Genomic DNA, 22,411 nt, shown 5'->3' with positions numbered 1-22,411 from the left:
AGCACAGAAAACATGGTGCGACGCAACTGAGATAAACAAAAACGAAGTACGAAAAAGCTTAATTTTTTTTCAGGGAGAAAGGTTCATGCTTACGAATCTTATCAAGCGTCCTCTCGCCGGCATGATGCTGGTGGGTCTCGCGTTCGCCGGCACTGCCCATGCCGACGACGCAGCAAACACCGGCTCAAGCAGCCTGGCTACGAGCAAATATCTCTTCGGTGACTGGGGCGGGGAGCGCTCGCGTCTCGCTGACAAGGGCATCACGTTCGATTTCGGCTACGGCTTCGAAGCCGCGCACAATTACTCGGGCGGCACGAAGAGCATCACGCGCTACACCGACCAGTGGAAGTTCGGCGCGGCGTTCGATCTTGAGAAGCTCTGGGGCTGGGACGGTGCGAAGTTCAACGTCATGATCACCGATCGTAACGGCCGCGATATCGGTGCCGATGCACACATCGGCAACAACCAGCTCATCCAGGAAGTCTACGGTCGTGGCCAGACCTGGCATCTCACCATCTTCGCCCTCGAGCAGAAGTTCTTCGATGGCAAGCTCACGTGGAAAGTCGGCCGTCTGCCGGTGGGCGAAGACGTGAACTCGTTCTCGTGTGATTTCCAGAACCTGAACTTCTGTGGCGCCCAGCCTGGCAACATCGTGGGCGATTACTGGGCGAACTGGCCGACGAGCCAGTGGGCCACGGTGCTCAAGCTCAATACGAGCAGCGATACGTGGGTGCAGCTTGCCGCGTATCAGATGAACCCGAAGTACGTGGATGACAGCTACGCACGGCATAACGGCTGGAAGTTGGGCTTCCCGAGTGGTACGACGGGCGCGCTCATCCCGCTGGAATTCGGCTGGAAGCCGATGGTGAACGGGCTGCCGGGTTCGTACCGTGCCGGCGTCTGGTACAACACCTCCAATGGCGACGATCTCTACCTCAACGAGCAACACCAGCCGCTCGCAGAGTTCGGTGGCGAGCCGTTGCAGCATGATTCGCGCCGCGGTGCGTGGATCACATTCCAGCAGCAGGTCACCGGCGAGGCCGGCGGCAAGGGTGCCACGGTGTTCCTGAACTACACCGCGGCCGACCATGCCACCTCGGCAACGAACAACCAGTATGCCGTCGGTATGGAGTACAAGGGCATGTTCGATCGCCCGAACGACTTCATCGGCGTGGCCTTTGGTGGCTCGCACGCCAACGGCTATGCCGCGAAGAACCAGCGCCTGATCAATGCGCTGAACCCCGATGTCACCCCCGGTATCGTGAACGATGGCTATGAGCGCGTGACTGAAGTGTTCTACAGCTGGTCGCCGATTCCCTCGATCGCGATCCGCCCGAACCTGCAGTACATCAAGGATCCAGGCGGCAGCAAGCAGAACGACGATGCGTTCGTGCTTGGCCTGAAGACCAGCGTGGCGTTCTAACCAAAAAGGCCCGGCTCACCACCGGGCCTTTTTTTGGGCTCTTCGCGCAATTCAACCGTCGTTTTCGGCTGTCGCGGTCAGGTCGAATGTGTCATCGCCCTCATCCACCACCAGCCGCATCACGATCGGGCGGCAACACACCTGGCAATCCTCGGTGTAGGTCTGGCTACCGGCCGAGGTATCCACGGCCACTTCGATGGTTTCCCCGCAGTAGGGGCAGGAGATATCAGTGAATTCGTACATGGCGCTATCCTAGCGCGGTACGCTCCAAGAGATTTCCCTCCATGATCGAACTGATCGGCTTCGACGGCGATGACACCCTGTGGCACAGCCAGGAGTTCTACGACCGGGCCCAGGATGCCTTTGAAGCCATCCTCGGCAAGTACATCGACCTCGACGGCGGTGGCCTGCGGGACAGCCTGCTGGCCACGGAACGCGGCAATATCGCCCTGTTCGGCTACGGCGCCAAGGGCATGACCCTGTCGATGATCGAATCGGCGATCGAGCTCACCGATGGCCGGATCGAAGCCCGGGATATCCACCAGATCGTGCGGCTGGGCAAGGAAGTACTGGCCCACCCGGTCGAGCTGCTCCCGGGTATCCGCGATGCTGTCCAGCAGGTGGCTGAGACGCACCGGGTGGTGCTCATCACCAAGGGCGACCTCTTCCACCAGGAATACAAGGTGGCCCGGTGCGGCCTGGCCGATGTGTTCCACCGGATCGAGATCGTCTCCGAGAAGGACCCCGCGGCCTACGAGCGCCTGTTCCGCGAGTTCGAGGTCAGCCCGGACCGGTTCGCCATGGTGGGCAACTCGCTTAAGTCCGACATCGCCCCGGTGGTGGAGCTGGGTGGCTGGGGGGTGTACATGCCCTACCACAGCACCTGGGCCCACGAGGTGGTCACGGGTTTCAGCATGACCGACCGCGTGATCGAGGTCCATGGCGCCGATGGCATCCCTTCCGCCATCGAACGCATGGACCTCGCGGCCTGAGGGCCGGGCTGGCCAGCCTCAGGGCTGGCTGTTTGCCTTGATCGTCGCCTCGTTGATGGCCCGCACGCGGGCCTCATCCACCTTCTCGACCTTGCGGTCATAGGTGTACAGGCCGTTGTGCTCGCCTTCCACGTCGGTGATCTGGGTGTAAACGCTACCCGACACGCCGATGGCGGGCGCCTTGTCGCGTAGCACGGCAGTATTGGCGACGTAGCCATCGTTCAGGGCCGCCTGGTCCTTCACATCGCCGTAGGGGTTGATCGCGGTGTTGGGCCACACGTGGCCCGGCACGCCGAGGGTCAGGCCACCGTGTTCGCCATCCATGGAGGCGCGGGTGGCATCCGGGGCCGGCAGGCCGGGGCCCTGGTAATCATGCACATCGATCATGTCGCCCGCATGCGTATCGCCCTTGGTATCGCAGCAGTTGTAACCACTGCGCGCGTTCACCAGCCGGCTGCCATCGAGCTTCTTGATCTGCGCCGCGAGTTCGCCGCCGGCCGCGATGCTCCACTGGCCCCAGCCTTCGTTGAAGGGGATCCAGCCGATGATCGAGGTTTCGCCCTTGAGCTGCTCGACGATGGCGGTGACATCCTTGCGGAAGCCGGCCTTGTCCGCCTCGCTGATCTTGTCGTTGTGTCCATTGGGCATGGCCGGCATGTCCTGCCACACCATCAGGCCGATACGGTCGGCCCAGTAATACCAGCGCGCCGGCTCCACCTTGATGTGCTTGCGGATGGTGTTGAAGCCGAAATCCTTGGTTTTCTGGATATCGAACTTAAGCGCCTCGTCGGTGGGCGCGGTGTGGATGCCATCGGGCCAGTACCCCTGGTCCAGCGTCGCGAGCAGGAACGTCGGCTTGCCGTTCAGCACAATGCGATTGTGGCCATCCACCTTCTTGATACCAATGGTGCGCAAGCCCGCGTAGCTGGTCACGTCGTCGTGCTGGCTGCCCTGGGCCAGGCTGGCCTTGAAGGTGTAGAGGAACGGATCTTGCGGGCTCCACAGGTGGGGGGCCGTGATCGCGAGCTTCAGCGGCTTGCCGGCGGGCCCGCTGGCTTCGCCCACCGCCTTGCCATCCGCATAGGCGGTCACATGCAAGGTCGCACCCGCGGCACTGCCCTGCACTTTCGCGTTCACGGTGAACGCATCCAGGCTGGCAGCCGGCATGAAGTCCAGCTGCGCCAGGCGCGTGGCCGGCACCGGCTCGATCCATACGGATTGCCAGATACCCGAGGCCGGGGTGTAGAAGATGCCCTCCGGCTTCAGGCGCTGCTTGCCGACCATCACGTTGGCGCCATCCACCGGCGCGTGCACGGCCACCACGATCTCCTGCGGGCCCTGCGGCTTCAACGCCGGCGTGATGTCAGCGCTGAATGAGGTATAGCCACCGACATGGCGTGCGACTTCCTTGCCGTTGACGTACACGGTGGCGTCCTGCGCCACCGCACCGAAGTTGAGCTGCACGTGCTGGCCGTTCGCAGTGAACGCTGCGGGCACATCCACCATGCGGCGGTAGAGCATGTCATCGGCGTGCTGCTGGATACCGGAGAGCACCGACTCGATCGGGTACGGCACCAGTACCTTTTCCTTCAGGGCCTGGCCGAACGCCGGCTTGCCCTTTCCATCGGTGGCGGCGTATTCCCACAAGCCGTTGAGGCTCAGCCACTGGGGGTGGTCCAGCGAAGGACGGGCTAGCTGCGGGCGCGGGTATTCCGGCAGCGCGTTGGCGGGGCTCACCGCGGCGGTCCACGGGGTGGCCAGGGGCGCGACCTTGCCGCTCCAGGTATCCGGTTTGTCGGCGGCGGTCGCGGCGAACGGGGCGAGGACAGCGGCCAGGGCCAGGGCGAGGGGCGCGGGGCGCAGGAGGGTGGTGCGGGTCATGAATCATCCTTCGGGGCGTTTTCGCGAGTGGCGATCGCGCGCAAGCGCGCTCCTACAAGGGCGCGCCTGCGCGCGCCCTTGTCGCTTTATGGTTTTGACATGGAGGGCGGAGCATCGGCCGGGGCGGCACCCCAGCTCATGTTGGGCTCGGGACCCATGGTGAGCTCCAGCGTTGCGCCGTTCACGATGTCGGCGTGGCTGAACCAGGGCTTCGTCCATGGCTTGCCGTTGAGCGTGGCGGACTGGATGTACTGATTCTTCGCCGAGTTGTTGCGGGCGACGATCTCGAACACCTTGCCGTTGCCCAGGCGCAGACGGACATGATCGAAGATCGGGCTACCGATGATGTACTCGGGGCGCGACGGATCCACCGGGTAGAAGCCCATGGCGCTCAACGCGTACCAGGACGACGTCGAACCCTGGTCATCCATGCCAGGGTAGCCGTAGCCCGTGGCATCGCTGCCGTACAGGTCGGCGAGGATCCGGCGGGTGAGCGCCTGGGTCTTCCAGGGCTGGCCGCTCCACGCATACAGGTACGCCGCGTGCTGGTCGGGCTGGTTGCCCTGCACGTACTGGCCGATCAGGCCCGTGCAGTCACGGCAGATGCCCTTCGCCGTATAAGGCGTGGAGAAGAACGCATCGAGCTTGGCGTTGAATGCATCACGGCCGCCCAGCAGGTTCATCAGGCCCTGCACATCGTGCGGTACCAGCCACAGCGTGGACCAGCCCGAGCCTTCCTTCATCATGAAGTTGTAGTACGGCTCACCCGGATCAAACGGCGAGATCCATTTGCCATCGTCCGTACGGCCGCGGAAGAAGCCCGTCGATTTGTCGAACACATTGCGATAGTTCGATGCGCGGCGTTCGAACATATCCGCATCGTCGGTCTTGCCCAGGCGGCGGGCGAAATCGGCCAGCGCATGGTCATCCCATGCGTATTCCAGCGTGGTGGCGACACCCGCCTTACCGCCGGCGTACGGCGGGCTCGGGTTACCTTCCGGCACGATGTCGGAGATCCAGCCCTGCTTGTCGTACTCGGCGAGGTAACCGCGCGGGCCCCTCGGATCGGTCGCGTTCTTGCGCAGCACGTCGTACACGGCGGCGTAATCGAAATCGATGCCACGCTGCCACGCGCCGTCGTACAGGAACACGGCATGGTCGCCGTGGAACGAGGTGTTCATATAACCGCGTTCGTGCGCGCGATCCATCTCCGAACGCATGATGTCCTGCACGACCGCCGGCTGCAGCAACATGAGCAGAGCAATCTGGTTGCGGCCCGTGTCCCAATACGGCACCGGGCCGTAGTGATCGTAAGCGGCGACCTGGTCCTTGCCATCGCTATCGGTGTAGTGCTCGCCCTTGCGCGCGATCATGCGTGGGCTCGCGAACGAGTGGTACAGCGTCGAATAAAACAGCATGCGCTGCTTCGGCGTGCCGCCGGTGACCTGGATCCGGTCGAACAGCTCGGCCCACTTCGCGCGTGCCTTGGCGTGCACGCTGTCGAAATCCGTATCGCTATCCTGCGCCTTCAGGCGCTGGTCCGCTTCCGCGGCACTGTGGCCGTGGGCGATGCGCACGACCACCTGCTCGCCCGCCTTCGTATGGAATGTGAGGTAGGCACCCGCGTAGTCACCCGAAACCTGGCGACGGCCGGCCTGGATATCTTCATGGCCGAGGCCTTCGCCTTTGGCGGTGACTTCGGAATGGAACGTGCCAAAGCTCGCGAACGGCCGCGAAAACTCCGCCACGAAGAACGGGCCATCGGCATCACGGTCGCGACGGCCGGCGGTAGCCACGCCACGTACGGTGTGATCGTCGACCACTTCCACGTCGCCACCGGCACGGCGCAGGTTGATCACTACGTTCGAGCGCTGGCTCTCCGGGAAGGTGAAGCGCATCAGGCTGGTCCACTGCGTCGCGGTCAGCTCGACCTTGGTGTGGAACGTCGCGAGGTCCACCGCGTAGTAGCCCGGCGAGGCCTTTTCCGTGGACTTGTCGTAATACGAAGTCATGTAATCCGGCGGCACCGTCCAGTCCCCAACGACGGGCATGACGATAGGCGCGCCACGCGCACCATACGTCGAACCGCCGCCGGAAAACCCGATCATCGCCGGGCGGCGGTAGTCGTACGCCACCGGGACGCCGGTGGCAAAGCTGAGATCGGCGTTGATGTTGACGGGCGCGGCTTCGGTCGCGCTCTCGGGCAGGCTCGCACCAGGTGTCGTCATGCCGGTGTAGAGCGGCTCGCCAGGCGGCGGCGAGTTGCCGATGAAGGCCTGGTTATCCAGCGGGGCGGTGCCGACCAGCGGGTTGGCTTCGTCGACTGATGACTTTGCCGCGGCAGCGGGTTTCGTATCTTTCGCATAACCCGCACCAATGGAGCCAACGGCGATAAGCGAAAGCGCGATGACGAGAGCACGGCGGGGAACACGTGCCATGGATGAATTCATGAGGGTTTCCTGGACGGAGTGGGGACGCATCCGTTGAAACGAAGACGGGGCCAGGCGATGTGCCTGGCCCCGTCGATTTTCTTACTTGGCTTCCGGACCACCGAACTTGTAGGTCACACCCACGTAGTACTGACGGCCCGGGTACAGCAGCTGGACCAGTCGTGCACGGGTGTCGCCACCCAGGTACGTGTGCGGTGTTGCCTTGTTGAAGTTGATGATCGACGCGGTAACCATGAAGTGCTTGTTGAATTCATAGTCGCCGTTGAGGTCGATCTGGTGGTACGGCTGTGCGTAGATCGGCAGGCCCGAGGCCAGGCCGGTCATGGTACGGCCGGTCCAGTTGTCGCTCGCACGCAGCAGCAGGCCATTCTTTTCATAGAACAGCGAGACGTTGGCGGCGTACTTCGCGCTACCGATGAGCTCGGCCTTGCCCACCTGCGTATCACCCAGCGACACCGCGGTTTCATTGGTGTGGTTGAGCGTGTAGTTCAGGATGTAGCCGAAGCCCGAATCCCAGGTGTGCTGGTTGTAGATTTCCACACCCTTCGACGTACCCGAACGACCGTTGGCGTTGGTGCTGTACTGCAGGAAGTTGGTCGGCGTACCGCCCACGTCGACATTGATGTTGTTGACGGTGACCGGAACGACGAAGTTCTTGACCTTCTTCTGGAACAGATCGACGCCGACGACCGAATGCGGGCCGTAGTACCACTCGCCGGCCAGGTCGAACTGGGTAGCCGTGAACGGCTTCAGGTCGGCGTTGGCACCGGAACCGTACCAGCCCGGCAGCGGAGCGCCGAACTGCTTGCGGTCGTTATAGTACTCCTGCGTGTTGTTGGTCAGCTGGCCGAGCTGGGCCAGGTCGGTGTAGTTCGCGCGAGCCATGGCCTGCGAGCCGGCGGCGCGCAGGATGAAGTCATCGGCGATCGTCCACGCGATATTGAAGCTGGGCAGGAACTTGTTGTAACGCTTCTGCGTGGTGGAGTTGGTGAAGTTCTCAACCACCGACACTTCGCGCGGCAGGTACTGGAAATCGCCCGGTGCGCACGCACCGCCACCCGCGTTCACGCCCGATGCCGGGCAGATCAGGATGTTGCCCTGCGGATCGTGGTAGTACACCGCGTTGTTCGTGGTGACCTGGTTGGCGACGGTGAGGTCCTGCTTCGTGGTGACGAAGCGCACGCCGACGTTACCGCGGATGGTGCCGGTATCGAAGTTCGCCTGCACGTAGGCCGCGGCGATCTTCTCGCCGATCGACGACTTGTTCTGCGGCTTGTTGTAGAGGACGCGATCGTAGGTCGAGTTCAGGTAGTTGTAGTACGCCGGGAAGTTGATCGCCGGGAAGATGTCATCGCCGTAGGCGTGGTTCACGCCGTTCAGGTTGTTCGCCAACAGGAAGCCGGCCGGCAGCTGGCCTGCGTTTGGATCGCAGGTCTGGAACTGCAGCTCGGTGCCCTTGCAGTACCAGCGCACTTCGTTGCTCTGCTGTTCGGCATTGGCATCGGTGTACTTGCCGCCGAACTGGATGGACTGCAGCCAGGTCGAATCGAGCGACCAGGTGAAGTCAGCCTGCGCGAAGTTCTGCGAGTTCGAGGTGTTGACCATGTTCGAACCGGTGGAACCCAGGTCGACCTGGCCCGCACCGTTGATCATGTTCTGCAGCACTCCCTGCTCGGCACTGATGCCCGGCTTGCTGCTGACATCGCTGCCGGAGGTGGTCCACGAAGCACCGGTACTGCCATCGACCCACTGGCCGTTCACGAAGTTACGCGGCTTGGCAGCCATGCCCAGCTCGATCGAGGGGCCGCCCTTGGCCCAGGTGCGGCCGACGTTGAACGAACCGCTCAGCGAACCGCCGTTGTCCCACTCGCCTTCCAGGTTGAGGGTCTGCGAGGTGGCCTTCTCAACCGAGTAGTTACCGTTCAGCCAGGGGATTTCGGTGGAGCACACGTCCACGGCCTGGCGGGCCGCGCCGGTCACCGGGTTGGTGGCGGAGTTACAACCCACGCCAGCGGCCGGGAGCTGGTAGTTCGCGCCGGTCACGATGGTGTGCGACGGATCGAAGGTCAGGCCGTTCGGTGCCAGCAGGCGGCCGTTCTGGTCGGCGTAGTTCGAGTTGTTCGGCAGGCCCCACTCGGGGATTTCCAGCGTGTTGGTGATCTGGGTCTGCTGGCGCTCGAAGCGGAAGTAGTTACCCGTCAGCAGGAAGTGATCGCTCGGCTTGAACTGCATCGTGGCCTGCGCGCCCTTGGTCTTCAGGGTCAGGTCGTTGCGGCTCGTAGCGAACTGCTGCGGCATCCAGAAACCGTTGGAGACGTTGCCGGCCTGGTCGACCACGCCGTTGCCCCACAGGTCGATATTGTTGTTGACCGCGGAATCGTACGGGTTGCCGTGGACGTCCACCGGTGCCTGGGTACAGGTCGTGTGGTCCTTGCAGCTGTCAGACCACCAGTGCCAGCTGGACGCATCGGCTTCATACGTGGTCGCCTGGCGCTTCTGGTACGAACCGGCGACGAGGACGCCGAAGGTCTCGTCCTTGTTCTTCCACGACCACAGGGCCGCACCCTGCGGCTCGGTCTTCGAGCTCGTGTCGGAGCTTGCGGCGGTACCGGTCACGAAGCCTTCGTTGGCTTCCATTTCCAGCGGACGGCGCGTACGCAGATCGACGTTGCCGCCGATGCCGCCTTCATCCAGGCGTGCCTCAAGGCTCTTGTAGAGCTTGATGTCCGAGAACATGTTGGCCGGGAACAGCGTGTAGTTGAACGAACGCGTCAGGCCGGCCGAGGTATCGGCCGAGGCGACGTAGTTGCCGTTCAGTTCGGTGTAGGTGAGTTCGGGGGCCAGGCCGCGGATGCTCACGGTCTTGCCTTCGCCGGATTCGCGGCTGATGACGACGCCAGGCACGTGGGCCAGCGCGTCGGCGATGTTCTTCGCCGGGAACTGCGCGATGTTCTGCGCGTTGATCACTTCGACGATGGAGTTCGCTTCGCGCTTGTCGGTGACGTTCTGGTCGATCGACTGGCGGTAGCTCGTCACAACCACGGTATCGAGGTTGATCGGGCTCTGTTCCTTCTTGTCCTTATCTGCCTTCTTGGCATCCTTCTTCGCCTGGGCATCATCGGTCGACTGCGCCTGCGGAGCGGGTGAGGGTGCGGCCGCAGGTGCGGCGGCGGCGGGTGAAGGCGTCTCCGCGAAGGCGGCGGCAGGCACCCCGATGAAACCGGCGACGGACAAGGTCGCCGTGGCGAGCGCGGCGTACAGCGGCTTGCGCTTAAGCATGTTTGGCAGATAAGTCATTGTTCTTTACTTCCCTCAGTAATGTGCGCGCCTGCTGAGCTGGCGCGTTGATCCCCCGTTTCATCACTGCTGCTACGGCGCTAGTGCTGCACGGCCCCTCCTTCCCCTGAACTTGGATCGATCTAAATTTTTAGGTACCAAAGGCCCCCCGGCCCATTGGCGCTCAGTACTTACATGAAGCTGGTGTTTCCCACGCCGCGGCAGGCGCGGCGAGAGCAGCGGCACTCAGGCACGCTGCGGGTGGCGATCCTCACGCACGCGGATACACGCGCGGCGCGAAGGCCGGCTTGAATGGAATTCGGGCGCTTGTTGGTTTCATGTGTCAGCTTCCCATCCCCTCAGCGATCTGGCGGGTGGCAGCGTTACCCTGGGCGGCGCTTTTCACGCTTGCCCCTGCCCTCCCACCCCGGTTAAAGCCCTTCAGACCCGCAGGCACGTCGTGACCCGGATCCTGTTTGACTTGAATCGATCTAACTCCCCGGGGCGAATTAAGACGCCGAAGTGACAAGCTGTCACGCTGCGGTGCAAAAACTACGTTTTTTTCGCGACTTACCCCTCACCCTGTCCCTCGTCCGGACGAAAGGAGCCCCCGTGGATCGCAGGATCAATCTCGGTTTGCAGGTGGTGAAGACCACCGCGAAAGGTTTTAGCGACGACGAGCTGATGACCCGGGCGGCGGCCCTGGCCTTCTACTCGGCCCTCTCCTTCGCGCCCTTGCTTGTCCTCCTGCTGTGGGTCGTGGCGTCGCTCCGCCCGGAATGGCAGGCCCAGTTGGTCGACGGGCTGAACGGGCTGGTGGGCGCGCGGGCATCCGATGCGGTGAAGCTGGTGATCGAAAACGCCAAGCAACGCCCGAGCGTGGGCAGCATGGCCGGCCTGATCGGCCTGGGGATCACCCTGATCGGCGCCTCGGCGGTGTTTGCCCAGTTACAGGGCGCGCTGAACCGGGTGTGGAGCCTGCAGCCCCGCCCCGGCAACACCAGCCGCGCCATCCTGGGCTGGCTGCGTGCCAGGCTGCATGCGTTGGGCTTGCTGCTTTCCCTCGCCTTCCTGCTGGTTATTTCGTTCTCGGCCAGCGCACTTATCGCCGTGTTTGTGCGGGGTGGCACGCTGGGTTGGCACGTTCTGGAGATGGTCATCTCGTTCGGCGTGTTCATCCTTATCTTCGGGGCGATCTACAAGGTCCTGCCCGACGCCATCATCGAATGGCGTGATGCGTTCATCGGCGCCTCGCTCACCGCCCTGCTCTTCGTCATTGGCAAGTACGCCATCGGCATTTATCTCGAGCGCAGTAATGTCGGTGGCCCCTATGGGCCCGCCGGCGGCGTCGTGGTGTTGCTGGTGTGGGTGTACTACTCGGCGCTCATCCTGCTGCTGGGGGCTGAATTGACCGAGGCCGTGGCCGAGGCGCGCGGTACGCCAATTAAACCGCGGCCATACGCCATGTCGATCCGGCACACGAAAACGGTGCCTGTTGACCCCTCCATCACGACGGCGGCGGTATCCCTGAAATCCGTCGATAAGGAGGACCCGTCATGAAGAAGCCACTGATCGCCCTGGCCACCCTGGCCGTTGCGCTGGGCGCCGCGGCACCGGCCATGGCCCGTCACCAGGTCTGCGAGGACGTACAGGTCAAGCAGATCAATTCGAAGGACGACAACCGCCTGATCGGCACCGGCGTGGGCGCCGTCGCCGGCGGCCTGCTGGGCCACCAGGTGGGCGGCGGCAAGGGCAAGACCCTGGCCACCGTGGGTGGCGCCGTCGCTGGCGGCTACGTGGGCAACCAGGTGCAGAAGAACCACCAGGACAAGAACGCCACGTATACGACCGAGCGGCGGTGTCATTGGGTGGATGATTGAGGGCCGTGTAAGGGTTGAGGTGTCTGGCCGGTCTGGTTGGAAGGGTGCCGCCTGGCGCCCTTTTCCGCTTCCGGAGGTCCCATGCGTACCGATCCTGATCGCCGCCGCTTCCTCGCCGTCTTCGCGGCCACGGCCGCCGCGTCGGTCTCCCTGCCCTTTATCTTCAAGGCCACGCAACCGGCCATGGCCGCCGATGCGCCCAAGCCGCTGCAGCCCGGCAACGTCACGCTGGATTGTTTTGCGCCGGACAAGAAGCCGCTGGGCCAGTGCGTCGAGGCAAAGGTCGTCCTGACCGATGAACAGTGGCGGGCGAAGCTTGATTCGCGCTCGTACTACGTTACCCGCCATGAAGGTACCGAGCCGCCCTATACAGGCCCCGGCTGGAACCGCCATGACAACGGGCTCTACCGTTGCATCGGCTGCGATACGGCGTTGTTCGATTCGGCGACGAAGTTTGATTCGGGCACGGGCTGGCCCAGCTTCTGGCAACCGCTTTCGAAGCGGAACATCGTGCAGACCGATGACAAGAGTTTGATGGAGGACCGCACCGCGGTCAGCTGCGCCCGTTGCGGTGCGCACCTGGGGCATGTGTTCGATGATGGCCCGGACCCGACCGGGCTGCGTTACTGCATGAATGCGGTGGCCATGCACTTCGTGCCGGTCCCCGGCGTGCACATCACCCTGTCCTGACCACGGAACACATGTAGGAGCTCACCCTGTGAGCGACGCCTTTCGCGATGAGCGCAATCGCCTGTGGCTTTATCGCGAAAGATGTCGCCCACAGGGTGGGCTCCTACCGGATGGGCCGGGCGCATTCGGCGCCCGGCATCGTGCTTAGCGGTTCATGTCCAGCGGCGTTAGCTTGAATTCCTTCGGCGGGGTTTCGCCCTTCAGGTAGCGCACGAAGTAATCCCAGCGGCGACGCGTCATGTACTGCGTGGCGGCACCGTAGCCGTGGTGGGCGTTGGGGATCATGACCAGGTCGAAATCCTTGTTGGCCTTGATCAGCGCATCCACCACCAGCAGCGTCTCGTACGGCGGCACGTTATCGTCCGAGGTGCCGTGCGCCATCATCAGGTGGCCCTTCAAACCATCCACCCACTTCTGGTTCGCCTGGTCGTCGTAGTTGGACTTGCCGTCCTTATCGGTGACCAGCAGGCCCTGCCACTTCTCCGCCCAATCGTCTTCGTAGTTGCGGTTGTCGTGGTTGCCCGATTCGGAGATGCCCACCTTGAAGGTGTCGCCATAACGGAACATGGCCGTGGCCGTGGCGTTGCCGCCGCCGGAGTGGCCCCAGATACCCACGCGATCGCCATCGATCCATGCGTTCTGCTTCACCAGCTGCTTCACGGCCGCGACCTGGTCGGGCAGCGTGTTGTCGCCGATGTTCTGGAAGTACGCATCGTGGAACGCCTTGGAGCGCAGCGGCGTACCCATGCCATCCACGGCGACGACGACAAAGCCCAGTTCGGCCAGCGCCTGGTTATCGCCATGCGAGGGTGCAAAGCTGCGGGTACGCACCGAACCCACCTGCGGGCCCGGGTAGATGTACACCACGAGCGGGTACTTCTTCGAGGCATCGAAGTGCGACGGCTTGAACATCTGGCCATACAGGTCGGTCTTGCCGTCGCGCGCCTTCACGGTGAACGAGGTCGGCGCGACCCAGCCGGCCGCCTTCAGGCGCGAGATATCGGCGCGGGCGAACTCCTTCACCGTGGCACCGGTGGCCGCGTTGCGCACGACGGCGACCGGCGGCGTATCGATCGTGGAATACGAATCGACGAAGTACGTGCCGTCCTTCGACATCGATACGGTGTGGTCGGCGTTTTCCGGCGTAAGCAGGGTCAGGCCCTTGCCGTCGAAGCCCACCTTGTAGAACTGCTGGTAGTACGGATCCACGCCCTTCTCGCGGCCTACGCCACGGAACCAGATCGTCTTCGTCTTCGGATCGATATGCAGCACCTGGGTGACGTTCCAGTCGCCCTTGGTGATCTCGTGCTCGAGCTTGCCCGTCTTCAGGCTGTACATGTACAGGTGGCCCCAGTTGCTCCGCTCGGAGAACCAGATCACCTCATCGGTTTCGGGGACGTACTGCCAGTTCGCGTTCTCGAAACCACCTTCAAAATAGGTCTTGGCCTTTTCGTCGAACACCGTGCGCACGTCACCCGTTTCCGGGTTGGCCACGCGCAGCCATTCATGCGTATGGTCACGCGCCGTGGATACAAAGGCGATGCTCTTGCCATCGGCCGACCAGCGCACGTCATCCCACACGCCCGGGCTGCAGGACACGTCATCGCATACGGTGGAGCGGTGCTGGTCCGGCTGCATCTTGAAGCGAACCATCTTCTTTGATGGCACGTCGATCACGACGCGCTCGATCATGGTCACGTCCTTGTCGCCCGGCAGCGGGTACTTCCACGTATCCACCTTGGGGTGGCCCACGTTGACGCTGACCAGGGTCATCTCGCCGGTCTTGCGCTGGTCTTGTTGGAAGGTAGCTACCTTCTTCGAATCCGGCGACCACACGAGGATCGCGTCGTCGGTGTGCTTCCAGCCAGCGTTGTCGGTCGCGTAGCCGTAATCCTTGATGCCGTCGGTCGTGAGCTGCGTCTCCGCGCCCGTCACCACGTCGCGCACCCACAGGTTCCAGTCACGTACGAATGCTTCGGATTTGCCGTCGGGCGACTTCAGGCCCGGCTCGGTGCCATAGGCCTTGCCGCTGGCATCCTTTTTCGCTGCGACGAGCTCGCACTTGTCGGCGGCCTTGTCGCACGCGTAGTGCTTGCCACCGGATGTGAGGTCCAGGCCGCCATCGGCGCGCACCGTAAAGTCGGACACGGGCACCTTGGCCGGGTCGATCTTCTTGCCGGTGGCATCGGAGAGGGCCTTGGCCACCTTGTCGCGATCGAACGCGCGCGTGGCCTGGCCAGTGGCCGCATCCACCGTGAGGAACTGGTCGCCATCCTTGTCGTGGTCGCGGTACCAGAAGTGACCGTCATCGATCCACTTCACGCGCTGGACGGCATGGTCCACCAGCGGCATGGTGTTGTTCGCCAGCATCGCATCGGCGCGGCGGTAATCGTCGACGCTGACCGTCTGGGCGGAAGCGGCCCCGGCGAGGCCGAGGAGGATGGCACCGGCCAGGGCCGGGTAGTGCTTGGACATGGGGAACCCCTTGGCGGAACGTGTCGGCACCGGGAGGCGCCGCGAACCGGACGAGGCTAGCCCCCGGCACCGTTACGGGCGTATGCCAGAGGTCATGGTCACCCCTGGGGGCCCTGGGTGGCCGCCCCGTGAACCCGGAACCGCCGGCCCTGGCGTTCCGTCAGCTTCAGGCCCACGGCATCCGGGAGCAGCTTGAACAACGCCTTGATCACCCGGTTCACCCGCCCGTTCACGTACACGGGGGTGCCGGCTTCCACGGCATCAACGCCCTGGCGCGCCACCGTGGCGGCATCCATCCACATGAAGGCAGGCATCTTCGAGACCAACGGGCGGGCGCCGTTCACGTCGTGGAATTCCGAATACGTGAAGCCCGGGCACAGCGCTGTCACATGAACGCCCGTGCCTTTGGTCTCCAGCGCCAGCGATTGCGAAAACTTGATGAGATAGGCCTTGGAGGCGGCATACAGGGTATGGCCCGCCGAGCCCGGCACGTGCCCGGCAAGGGAGGCCACGTTGATGATGCGGCCGTAGCCGCGGGCCTTCATGCCGGGCAATAGACGCCAGGCAAGTTCCGTGGGCGCGGTCATCAGCACCTGGATAAAGGCGGCGTGGGCCTCCCAGGGCTGCTCATCCAGGTAGCCGGTAAGACCGTAGCCGGCGTTGTTCACCAGCACGTCGATGTGCAGGCCCTGGTCGGCCAGTGCGCCGACGAGCGCTTCCGGTCCATCCGGCCGGGCGAGATCGAGCGGTGCCACGATGGCTTCAATTGCATGGCGCTCGCGCAGTTCGGTCGCAAGCGTTTCGAGACGTTCGGTGCGGCGGGCGGTGAGTACCACGTCGAATCCCCGTCGTGCGTACTCGCGGGCGAACGCTTCGCCGATACCGGCGGATGCGCCGGTGATAAGCGCGCGACGATTGGATGCCATGGACAGTTCTCCTGCAACGAAACGTGATGGCCGAGTATGCCTGTGCCAGGGATGAACGCGCGCCCCGTGTGGTGATGAACCCTACGCGACGTTCACGGAATGCAGCCGCACCCGAAAGCGATGCTGGCCCTCCCCACGAAGGAGCCACGCCCATGACCGCGACTACCGAACACGACATCAAGATCCTCAACAACCTGATCGAGACGACCATCGATAGTGCCGAGGGTTACGGCGAAGCGGCGAAGGACGCGCATAACACGCGCTATGCCGCATCGTTCCAGCAGCGCGCCTCCGAGCGCCGCCAGGTGGCGCAGCGCCTGCAGCAGCAGGTGCGTTCGCTGGGCGGCAATCCGGAGGACGATGGCACCGTGCTTGCCAAGGCGCACCGCATGTTCGTCGAACTACGCGCCAAGATGAGCTCGAAGGATGACACGGCCATCGTTGACGAAGTGGAACGTGGCGAAGACCACATCAAGGCGAAGTACGAGGATGCATTGAAGGATACCGACGTCACCGCCGGCACGCGTTCACTGATCAACGAGGCCTTCGTGTCGGTGAAGAGCGGGCATGACCAGATGCGTGACCTGAAGCATGCGTTGCATGGTACGCATTGACCGGTAGCCCTTGAAAAAAAAGCCCCGGCACGTTGCCGGGGCTTTTTTTGACGCGCTCCTACACTTCCTTATTTTTGGGCCGCGTCGTCGTCGGCCATCAGCTGGTTGATCTGGGCCTTGTGCGACTCGTAGAAAGCGACGTTCTTCTGGTTCACCTTCGACTGGTCGACGTACTGCGCCATCTGCGGGTTGTTCTTCGCTTCCGAGGCGATGGCGGCGTTGGTCAGTGCGAGGTTGGCGAGCATGAAATCGCGCGGGGTGAATCCGTTCTTCTGGATCAGCGGCCCGATGCGGGGATCCGAATCGGTGACCGTCTTGGCCAGGTCGTCCAGCGAGTGGATCTTCGAGAAATCGGTCTGCGCATCCTTGGGCTTGATGCCCTGGGCTTTGGCCTGCTGGGATACAGCGACCAGGCGCTTGAAGACGTCATCGTTGAGGTTGTAGTTCTGGATGGCGGCGCGATCCGATGCCGGGATCTGCGAGGCGGGGTTACCCGCCGGGGCTGCTTGCTGGGCCGGCGCGGCCTGCTGGGCGAACACGGCCGGTGCGATCGAAGCGGTAGCCAGCAGCGCGGCGAGGATGTAACGAGACTTCACGGGCATCTCCTTGGGTGCGGTCCGTGGCTGGACGGTGCGCCAGCATAAAGGGCCAAATGTTAGCTATGTGTCTGCGTGGTCACGTTTTCTTCAGGAACCTTGGGCACGTTCCAACCCAATGCGTTGTACACGTGGTAGCGCCACACGCCGACGTATTCATGCAGCGCGAAATCCGCGAAGAACAGGTTTTCGGTGCCGGGGAGCCAGTCGTAGCGCGCGCGGACATAGTCCCCGCGTACCGCTTCGGCGCGAATGCCGAAGTGCGCGAAATACAGGGCCGCGCGCTTCAGGTGGATCGCCGATGACACCAGCACGATCTTGTCGGCATGGTAGGCATCGAGCAGCGGCTTGCTGTTCTGCGCGTTCTGGAACGTATTCATGCTGCGCGATTCCAGGATCATGTCCCCGCGCGGCACGCCCAGCCGGTCCAGCGTGATGGCGTAGGTATCGGCTTCCGCGTGCCCGTTATGCATCGCATCGCCGCCGCTCACTTCCACCTTGCAGTCGCTACCGGTGGCCTTGCAGCTGCGGTAAAGCTCCGCCGTGCGCAAGATGCGCCCGTCCGCGTAGAGGCTCGGCTCGACACTGCCGACCCCGCTACGTACCGTGCCCGCACCCAGCAGGATGATGACGTTGCGCTGGCCCCACCCGGTGACATCCGGGGCAAACCCCGATTGCACGTTATCGAGCAGCACATCGGTCAGCGGCCCACAGCCCGCGATGAATAACCAGGCGAAGGCAAGGACGGCGAAACCACGCCCCGTACGGCGACGGCGGCGCCAGCCACACAGGCAGGCGATGAGCAGCAGGATGAGAAACAGGCTCAGGATCATGGGGCCGGAGCGTATCAGACCCGGATGGAAACCACGCTACCGAACGGCCAGCGCACGCTCCAGGCAGCTCACCAGGGCGTCACCGGCGAACGGTTTGCCCAGGTAGCAGAATGCCCCCGCCGCCATGACGCTATCGCGCACCGTCTCATCGAGGAACCCCGACACGAAAACGATGGGATAGGTGCGGCCACGCGCCAGCAAGCGCTGCTGCAGGTCGGTGCCGTCCATACCCGGCATGTGCACGTCGGTAACGAGGCAATCGACGCCCTCATCGCTGCCAGGGCGGAGGTAATCTTCAGCGGAGGCGAACCCCCGTGCTTCGTGTCCCAGCGACCGGACCAGGCTCACGGTGGCCTGGCGCACCGCGTCGTCATCGTCAACGATCGCCACAATCCTGTTCGCAGCCAAACCTGTATTCCTCTTCACGCGCGTATATCGGCGTGGGGCTACAGTGCGCCCCCGCCCTCCCCTTGGGAATCATACGGAGGTGTGCGGTGCGGTTTTTTGTTCAGGCCTGGTCGCCAAGGGCCTCGGCCTGGCGCACCAGATCGGCCAGCGAACGCACGCCCATCTTGCGCATGACGTTGCCTCGGTGGATTTTCACCGTAATCTCAGAGAGCCCGAGAAGCGCGCCTACCTGCTTGTTCATCAGGCCGGCCGTCACGTGGCGCATGACTTCGCGCTCGCGGGGCGTGAGCGAGCTGTACGCCGTGCGCACGGTGGACAAGGCATCGGCATCCCGCCGGCTCGCCGCGTCACGCTCGATCGCGGCGGCCACGGCATCGAGCATGTCCTGGTCGCGGAAAGGCTTGGCGAGGAAATCCAGCGCGCCCGCCTTCATGGCCCGCACGGACATGGGAATGTCGCCGTGCCCGGTCATGAAAACGATCGGCAGGCTGTTGTCCATGCTGGAGAGCTGGGCCTGGAAATCCAGCCCGCTCACCCCCGGTAAGCGCACATCGAGCACCAGGCAGCCCGGCGCGCCGGGGTTTTCCCGGGCCAGGAAATCGGAGGTGCTGCCGAACGTGGCCACGGAAAGGCCCACCGAGCGGAATAACGAACCCAGTGCCTCGCGCACGGCCTGGTCATCATCCACGACGCAGACGATGGGGGCCTGGGCAACGGCGGGCATTGGACGGTTCATGCGCGTGCCTCCTCGGCCACCGTGACCGGCAGCGTGAAATGGAAGGTCGCTCCCCCCTCAGGGCGATTGGTCGCCCAAAGGCGCCCGCCATGAGATTCCACGGTAGAGCGGCAGATGGCAAGCCCCATGCCCATGCCGCCCCCGCGGCTGGTCACGAACGCGTCGAACAGGTTCGCCGCGATGTCGTCCGGAATGCCCGTCCCGGTATCTTCCACTTCGATAAGCAAGGTGTCGTTGGGCGCCTGCCGTGCCCGCAAGGTGAGTTCGCGCCGCCCCGGTACGCTGCCCATGGCACGGATGGCGTTGCCCATCAGGTTCACGACCACCTGCTGCAACTGCACGCGATCGCCCCTGGGCAGGGGCGCCTCGCGTTCAATATCGATGACCAGGCTCACGCGGTGCCGGGCCATCTCACCATCCAGCAGCAAGGCACACTCATCCGCAAGGGCCCGCAGGTCGAAACGTACATGCTGGCGTGGCTCCTTGCTGGCCACGCTGCGCACCCGGTTCACCACATCGCTGGCACGCCGTGCATCGCGTACCAGGCGCTCGATCCCATCGCAGGCTTCGGCCAGGTCGGGCTGGTCGCGGCGCAACCAGCGCAGCGCGGCCTCGCCGTGGGTCACGATCGCGGCGAGCGGCTGGTTCACTTCGTGTGCGATCGTGGCGCTCATCTCGCCCAGCGCGGTGACCCGGGCGGCCTGCGCCAGCTCGGCCTGCATCGCCATCAGGGCGTGCTCGGCACGCTTGCGGTCGGTGATGTCGACCACGCTGACCAGCACGCGGTCATAGCGCGCGGGGCCCAGCGGCATGCTCAGTGCGAACAGCACGTTGAGCCGCTCGCCTTTCAGGTTCACCAGGTTGGTCTCGCCTTCGGCGGTACCGGTACCCTCGAACACCGTGAGCAGCACCTGGGCAAACGTACGGTCGCTACCCGGCAGGAAACGATCCAGCGGGCCCAGCAGATCTTCGCGCCGCTGCGCGCCCAGCAGGCGCACGGTCGAGGCATTCACGTCGGTCACCATGGTGAGCGAACAGGCATCACGAACGAACGACGGATGCTTTTCCATATACGCGGCAAGGTCGACCACGCCCTGCGCGCGAAGCACGGCGATGCGCTCCATCACCAGCGTGTAATCCTCCTCCCAAAAGGAAAAGCGTGCGCTTTCGAAAATGGCACGGTAGCGGCGCTCGCTTTCAGCCAGCGCGGCATCGGCGGCACGGCGGGCAGTGATGTCGGTGCTCGCCTCCAGGATCTGCTGCGCGCGCCCGGCCGAATCGCGCAGCAGCGCGCAACGTGCCTCGACCAGCACGATCCGCCCGTCGCGGTGTTGCTGGATCAGTTCCCCTTCCCAGCGCCCTTCGGAAAAAAGCTCGGCATCCATGTCAGCGCGATTACCGACGAAGGCCGTGGCCAGCAGCTCGCTGGCACGACGCCCGATCGCTTCGCGCGCGGTCCATCCGTAGAGCACTTCGGCACCGCCGTTCCACTCCACGATGACGTCATCGGTATCGCGGACGTAGATGGAATCGTGGGTGAGGCTGATGAGGCTGGCCTGGCGGATGATCGTCGCCATGCGGTCGCGCGCCCGCAGCGCCAGCACGCCGGTGACCACGATGGCGGCCAGGCTGACGACGCAGCGCAGGAGGGCGGCGTCGGGCTCGGGCCAGCCGTGGCCACGTACGTACGACGCTATGGTGAGCAGGCTGCAGCCCGCCACGGCCCCGATGATGGCGGTGCGGCTCCCCGCTGCGGCCACCAGCAGCACCACGACGAGGTAGACCACCGCGACCGCGCCCTGCAGGGGGGTAAAGGTATCCACGATGAATACCGCCACGGCAAGCAACGCGCCCGCGCTCGACAACCAGCTGGACGCGACACGGCGCGGCCCGATAAGGGTCCCGGCAGACGCGTGGCTAGAAGGTGTCGTTCGATGCATCGGTGGCTCGCGCTTGGGCTGTCTTATACAGATTCGGCCAGAATCGTGTCTAAACCCGTCATGGCAGTCTTGCACGCCGGTGATGGTTTTTGACCGTTACGGCACGACGGTTACAAGAAAGGTGTCAAAGTTCCAAATCATCCTTAGGTATGGGCCCCCAGAGCCCAACGTAGAATTCTTTCGCCCCCCGTCCCGCGCATAGGCTGCAAGCATGGGCGCACTGCCCATGTCCCCACCCCTGACGTGGAGCCATACCATGCGCTACGAATCGAATGCCTATGCAACGCCCGGCCCCGCGGCCGAGGCCGTGCATGCCCTGAACACGTTCGCGACAACCGCGCCCCAGGATGAGCCGACCGTGGCGCGCCTGCTGGAGCAGGCCCTCACCGCGGTTGAAACCGACCTCGCAACGACGCGCGCCTGTGTTGCCCGGGTCGCCGCACTGCTGGAGCATGCCGAAACACCGCCCGCGCCTGCGCAGGTTGTCGCCCGCCGCCGTGTCGGCGCGGGGCTCGCCCCGTGGCAGGCGCGTCGGGTGGCGGCCCACGTGGACGAGAACCTGGGCTTCCCCATCACCATCGATCATCTGTCCACCCTGGCCGGCCTTTCCAGCAGCTATTTTTGCCGGGCCTTCAAGGACACGTTCGGTGAGCCGCCGCATGCGTTCATCATGCGCAAGCGCGTGGAGCGCGCCCAGCAACTGATGCTGCAAACCCGCGAACCGCTGAGCCAGATCGCACTGGCCTGCGGGCTTTCCGACCAGGCCCACCTCTGCAATCTGTTCCGCCGCCTGGTCGGGCAAAGCCCGAGCCACTGGCGCCGTTCGCAATGGCAGGAAGCTTGAGTCAGCGCTAACCAAAACACGCCGTGCGCGCCGTGCCTTCCGGCACACGCCAGGGGACGCGCCGGTGCCTACCCTTTTCGGTGAAAGGACCGAGACAGGGAACGCAGGCAGTTTGCTATCGAGGTCATGTGTGGCCGTCACCCCAGGCGGCCGCCACGTCGAGGTTACCCGTATGTCGTACGCCCCGATCATCGCATTCCGTTCCGCCACCCCGGCGCCCCCGAGCAAGGCGCACGCCTGGCAGGTACTGCGCGAAGCGTCCCGTATCGAACCGGATGAATCCGCGCGCATCGCGTGGTACCGCAACGAACCGATCGCCACGCTCGATCGTCATACCGCTGAAACCCTGGTGGCGATGGGCCGGTATTCCGATGTGCTGGAATTCCTGCGCCGCGTGCGCGAAGACCTCGGCCTGGAACCTTCGCGGGGCTTCGGCGCCTTCTGATC

At 64.0% G+C, this 22,411-nt stretch carries 19 protein-coding genes; 8 read left to right on the top strand and 11 right to left on the bottom strand.

The annotated features are described in order from the left end of the window. Positions 1 to 85: 85 nt before the first annotated feature. Complete coding sequence (locus tag L2Y97_RS03760; protein ID WP_247433172.1) at positions 86 to 1,423, top strand: carbohydrate porin; 1,338 nt, start codon at positions 86 to 88, stop codon at positions 1,421 to 1,423. 51 nt (positions 1,424 to 1,474) lie between these two features. Here the strand turns inward: L2Y97_RS03760 and L2Y97_RS03755 are convergent, their stop codons facing one another. After that, entirely contained in the window at positions 1,475 to 1,666 is a 192-nt protein-coding gene (locus L2Y97_RS03755; RefSeq protein ID WP_247433170.1) for a CPXCG motif-containing cysteine-rich protein, read from the bottom strand. A gap of 41 nt (positions 1,667 to 1,707) precedes the next feature. On the opposite strand from L2Y97_RS03755, the gene L2Y97_RS03750 reads away from it, so the two are divergent. Beyond that, positions 1,708 to 2,415 carry an HAD family hydrolase gene (locus tag L2Y97_RS03750; RefSeq protein WP_247433167.1) on the top strand — a complete coding sequence of 236 codons (708 nt, stop codon included), beginning with the start codon at positions 1,708 to 1,710 and terminating at the stop codon, positions 2,413 to 2,415. 18 nt (positions 2,416 to 2,433) lie between these two features. Here L2Y97_RS03750 and L2Y97_RS03745 read toward each other — a convergent pair whose 3' ends face one another. From L2Y97_RS03745 to L2Y97_RS03735, 3 genes are all read right to left on the bottom strand, one after another. Next, positions 2,434 to 4,296 (bottom strand): glycoside hydrolase family 2 protein, encoded by a 1,863-nt coding sequence (locus L2Y97_RS03745; protein ID WP_247433164.1) that lies wholly within the window; start codon positions 4,294 to 4,296, stop codon positions 2,434 to 2,436. Positions 4,297 to 4,382: 86 nt separating this feature from the next. Beyond that, positions 4,383 to 6,746, bottom strand: coding sequence for a GH92 family glycosyl hydrolase (locus tag L2Y97_RS03740; protein WP_247433161.1), 2,364 nt, complete (start codon positions 6,744 to 6,746; stop codon positions 4,383 to 4,385). Between the two features lie 81 nt (positions 6,747 to 6,827). After that, a complete protein-coding gene (locus L2Y97_RS03735; protein WP_247433158.1) occupies positions 6,828 to 10,043 on the bottom strand; it encodes a TonB-dependent receptor in 3,216 nt (1,071 codons plus the stop codon). A gap of 591 nt (positions 10,044 to 10,634) precedes the next feature. Between L2Y97_RS03735 and L2Y97_RS03730 the strand changes: the two genes are divergently transcribed. From L2Y97_RS03730 to msrB, 3 genes are all read left to right on the top strand, one after another. Then, a complete protein-coding gene (locus L2Y97_RS03730; protein WP_247433155.1) occupies positions 10,635 to 11,582 on the top strand; it encodes a YihY/virulence factor BrkB family protein in 948 nt (315 codons plus the stop codon). Further along, complete coding sequence (locus L2Y97_RS03725; RefSeq protein WP_247433153.1) at positions 11,579 to 11,902, top strand: glycine zipper 2TM domain-containing protein; 324 nt, start codon at positions 11,579 to 11,581, stop codon at positions 11,900 to 11,902. Before L2Y97_RS03730 ends, L2Y97_RS03725 begins: the two co-directional genes overlap by 4 nt. Before the next feature lie 81 nt (positions 11,903 to 11,983). Continuing rightward, positions 11,984 to 12,592 (top strand): peptide-methionine (R)-S-oxide reductase MsrB, encoded by a 609-nt coding sequence (msrB, locus tag L2Y97_RS03720; RefSeq protein ID WP_247433150.1) that lies wholly within the window; start codon positions 11,984 to 11,986, stop codon positions 12,590 to 12,592. 144 nt (positions 12,593 to 12,736) lie between these two features. Here the strand turns inward: msrB and L2Y97_RS03715 are convergent, their stop codons facing one another. Both L2Y97_RS03715 and L2Y97_RS03710 read right to left on the bottom strand, forming a co-directional pair. After that, positions 12,737 to 15,067, bottom strand: coding sequence for a S9 family peptidase (locus tag L2Y97_RS03715; RefSeq protein ID WP_247433147.1), 2,331 nt, complete (start codon positions 15,065 to 15,067; stop codon positions 12,737 to 12,739). 98 nt (positions 15,068 to 15,165) lie between these two features. Beyond that, entirely contained in the window at positions 15,166 to 15,993 is an 828-nt protein-coding gene (locus L2Y97_RS03710) for an SDR family NAD(P)-dependent oxidoreductase (protein ID WP_247433145.1), read from the bottom strand. Between the two features lie 152 nt (positions 15,994 to 16,145). Here L2Y97_RS03710 and L2Y97_RS03705 point away from each other — a divergent pair, with 152 nt between their 5' ends. Then, positions 16,146 to 16,607, top strand: a complete 462-nt coding sequence (locus L2Y97_RS03705; RefSeq protein ID WP_247433142.1) for a PA2169 family four-helix-bundle protein — start codon at positions 16,146 to 16,148, stop codon at positions 16,605 to 16,607. Between the two features lie 68 nt (positions 16,608 to 16,675). Here the strand turns inward: L2Y97_RS03705 and L2Y97_RS03700 are convergent, their stop codons facing one another. The 5 genes from L2Y97_RS03700 to L2Y97_RS03680 form a co-directional block, all read right to left on the bottom strand. Next, positions 16,676 to 17,203 (bottom strand): hypothetical protein, encoded by a 528-nt coding sequence (locus L2Y97_RS03700; RefSeq protein ID WP_247433141.1) that lies wholly within the window; start codon positions 17,201 to 17,203, stop codon positions 16,676 to 16,678. A 59-nt stretch (positions 17,204 to 17,262) separates the two neighbouring features. Next, positions 17,263 to 18,036, bottom strand: a complete 774-nt coding sequence (locus L2Y97_RS03695; RefSeq protein ID WP_247433138.1) for a YdcF family protein — start codon at positions 18,034 to 18,036, stop codon at positions 17,263 to 17,265. Positions 18,037 to 18,072: 36 nt separating this feature from the next. Next, entirely contained in the window at positions 18,073 to 18,426 is a 354-nt protein-coding gene (locus tag L2Y97_RS03690; protein ID WP_247433135.1) for a response regulator transcription factor, read from the bottom strand. A gap of 118 nt (positions 18,427 to 18,544) precedes the next feature. Then, positions 18,545 to 19,180: a response regulator transcription factor gene (locus L2Y97_RS03685; RefSeq protein ID WP_247433132.1), complete on the bottom strand. Its 636-nt coding sequence runs from the start codon at positions 19,178 to 19,180 to the stop codon at positions 18,545 to 18,547. Continuing rightward, positions 19,177 to 21,120: a PAS domain-containing sensor histidine kinase gene (locus L2Y97_RS03680; RefSeq protein ID WP_247433131.1), complete on the bottom strand. Its 1,944-nt coding sequence runs from the start codon at positions 21,118 to 21,120 to the stop codon at positions 19,177 to 19,179. Before L2Y97_RS03680 ends, L2Y97_RS03685 begins: the two co-directional genes overlap by 4 nt. Before the next feature lie 256 nt (positions 21,121 to 21,376). Between L2Y97_RS03680 and L2Y97_RS03675 the strand changes: the two genes are divergently transcribed. Together L2Y97_RS03675 and L2Y97_RS03670 are read left to right on the top strand one after the other, a co-directional pair. Next, positions 21,377 to 21,964 (top strand): helix-turn-helix transcriptional regulator, encoded by a 588-nt coding sequence (locus tag L2Y97_RS03675; protein ID WP_247433128.1) that lies wholly within the window; start codon positions 21,377 to 21,379, stop codon positions 21,962 to 21,964. Between the two features lie 172 nt (positions 21,965 to 22,136). Beyond that, positions 22,137 to 22,409, top strand: coding sequence for a hypothetical protein (locus L2Y97_RS03670; protein WP_247433126.1), 273 nt, complete (start codon positions 22,137 to 22,139; stop codon positions 22,407 to 22,409). Positions 22,410 to 22,411: the final 2 nt, after the last annotated feature.

Source organism: Luteibacter aegosomatissinici, from assembly GCF_023078495.1.
In the GTDB taxonomy this organism is placed as follows: domain Bacteria; phylum Pseudomonadota; class Gammaproteobacteria; order Xanthomonadales; family Rhodanobacteraceae; genus Luteibacter; species Luteibacter aegosomatissinici.
The sequence above is the reverse complement of the archived record's forward strand: the minus strand, read 5'-3'. Positions and strand labels throughout refer to the sequence as shown.

Bases quoted from the DNA above. Each gene is read 5' to 3' on its own strand.
- L2Y97_RS03760 (WP_247433172.1), top strand. From the start codon at position 86: ATGCTTACGAATCTTATCAAGCGTCCTCTCGCCGGCATGATGCTGGTG.
- L2Y97_RS03755 (WP_247433170.1), bottom strand. From the start codon at position 1,666: ATGTACGAATTCACTGATATCTCCTGCCCCTACTGCGGGGAAACCATC.
- L2Y97_RS03750 (WP_247433167.1), top strand. From the start codon at position 1,708: ATGATCGAACTGATCGGCTTCGACGGCGATGACACCCTGTGGCACAGC.
- L2Y97_RS03745 (WP_247433164.1), bottom strand. From the start codon at position 4,296: ATGACCCGCACCACCCTCCTGCGCCCCGCGCCCCTCGCCCTGGCCCTG.
- L2Y97_RS03740 (WP_247433161.1), bottom strand. From the start codon at position 6,746: ATGAATTCATCCATGGCACGTGTTCCCCGCCGTGCTCTCGTCATCGCG.
- L2Y97_RS03735 (WP_247433158.1), bottom strand. From the start codon at position 10,043: ATGACTTATCTGCCAAACATGCTTAAGCGCAAGCCGCTGTACGCCGCG.
- L2Y97_RS03725 (WP_247433153.1), top strand. From the start codon at position 11,579: ATGAAGAAGCCACTGATCGCCCTGGCCACCCTGGCCGTTGCGCTGGGC.
- msrB (WP_247433150.1), top strand. From the start codon at position 11,984: ATGCGTACCGATCCTGATCGCCGCCGCTTCCTCGCCGTCTTCGCGGCC.
- L2Y97_RS03715 (WP_247433147.1), bottom strand. From the start codon at position 15,067: ATGTCCAAGCACTACCCGGCCCTGGCCGGTGCCATCCTCCTCGGCCTC.
- L2Y97_RS03710 (WP_247433145.1), bottom strand. From the start codon at position 15,993: ATGGCATCCAATCGTCGCGCGCTTATCACCGGCGCATCCGCCGGTATC.
- L2Y97_RS03705 (WP_247433142.1), top strand. From the start codon at position 16,146: ATGACCGCGACTACCGAACACGACATCAAGATCCTCAACAACCTGATC.
- L2Y97_RS03695 (WP_247433138.1), bottom strand. From the start codon at position 18,036: ATGATCCTGAGCCTGTTTCTCATCCTGCTGCTCATCGCCTGCCTGTGT.
- L2Y97_RS03685 (WP_247433132.1), bottom strand. From the start codon at position 19,180: ATGAACCGTCCAATGCCCGCCGTTGCCCAGGCCCCCATCGTCTGCGTC.
- L2Y97_RS03680 (WP_247433131.1), bottom strand. From the start codon at position 21,120: ATGCATCGAACGACACCTTCTAGCCACGCGTCTGCCGGGACCCTTATC.
- L2Y97_RS03675 (WP_247433128.1), top strand. From the start codon at position 21,377: ATGCGCTACGAATCGAATGCCTATGCAACGCCCGGCCCCGCGGCCGAG.
- L2Y97_RS03670 (WP_247433126.1), top strand. From the start codon at position 22,137: ATGTCGTACGCCCCGATCATCGCATTCCGTTCCGCCACCCCGGCGCCC.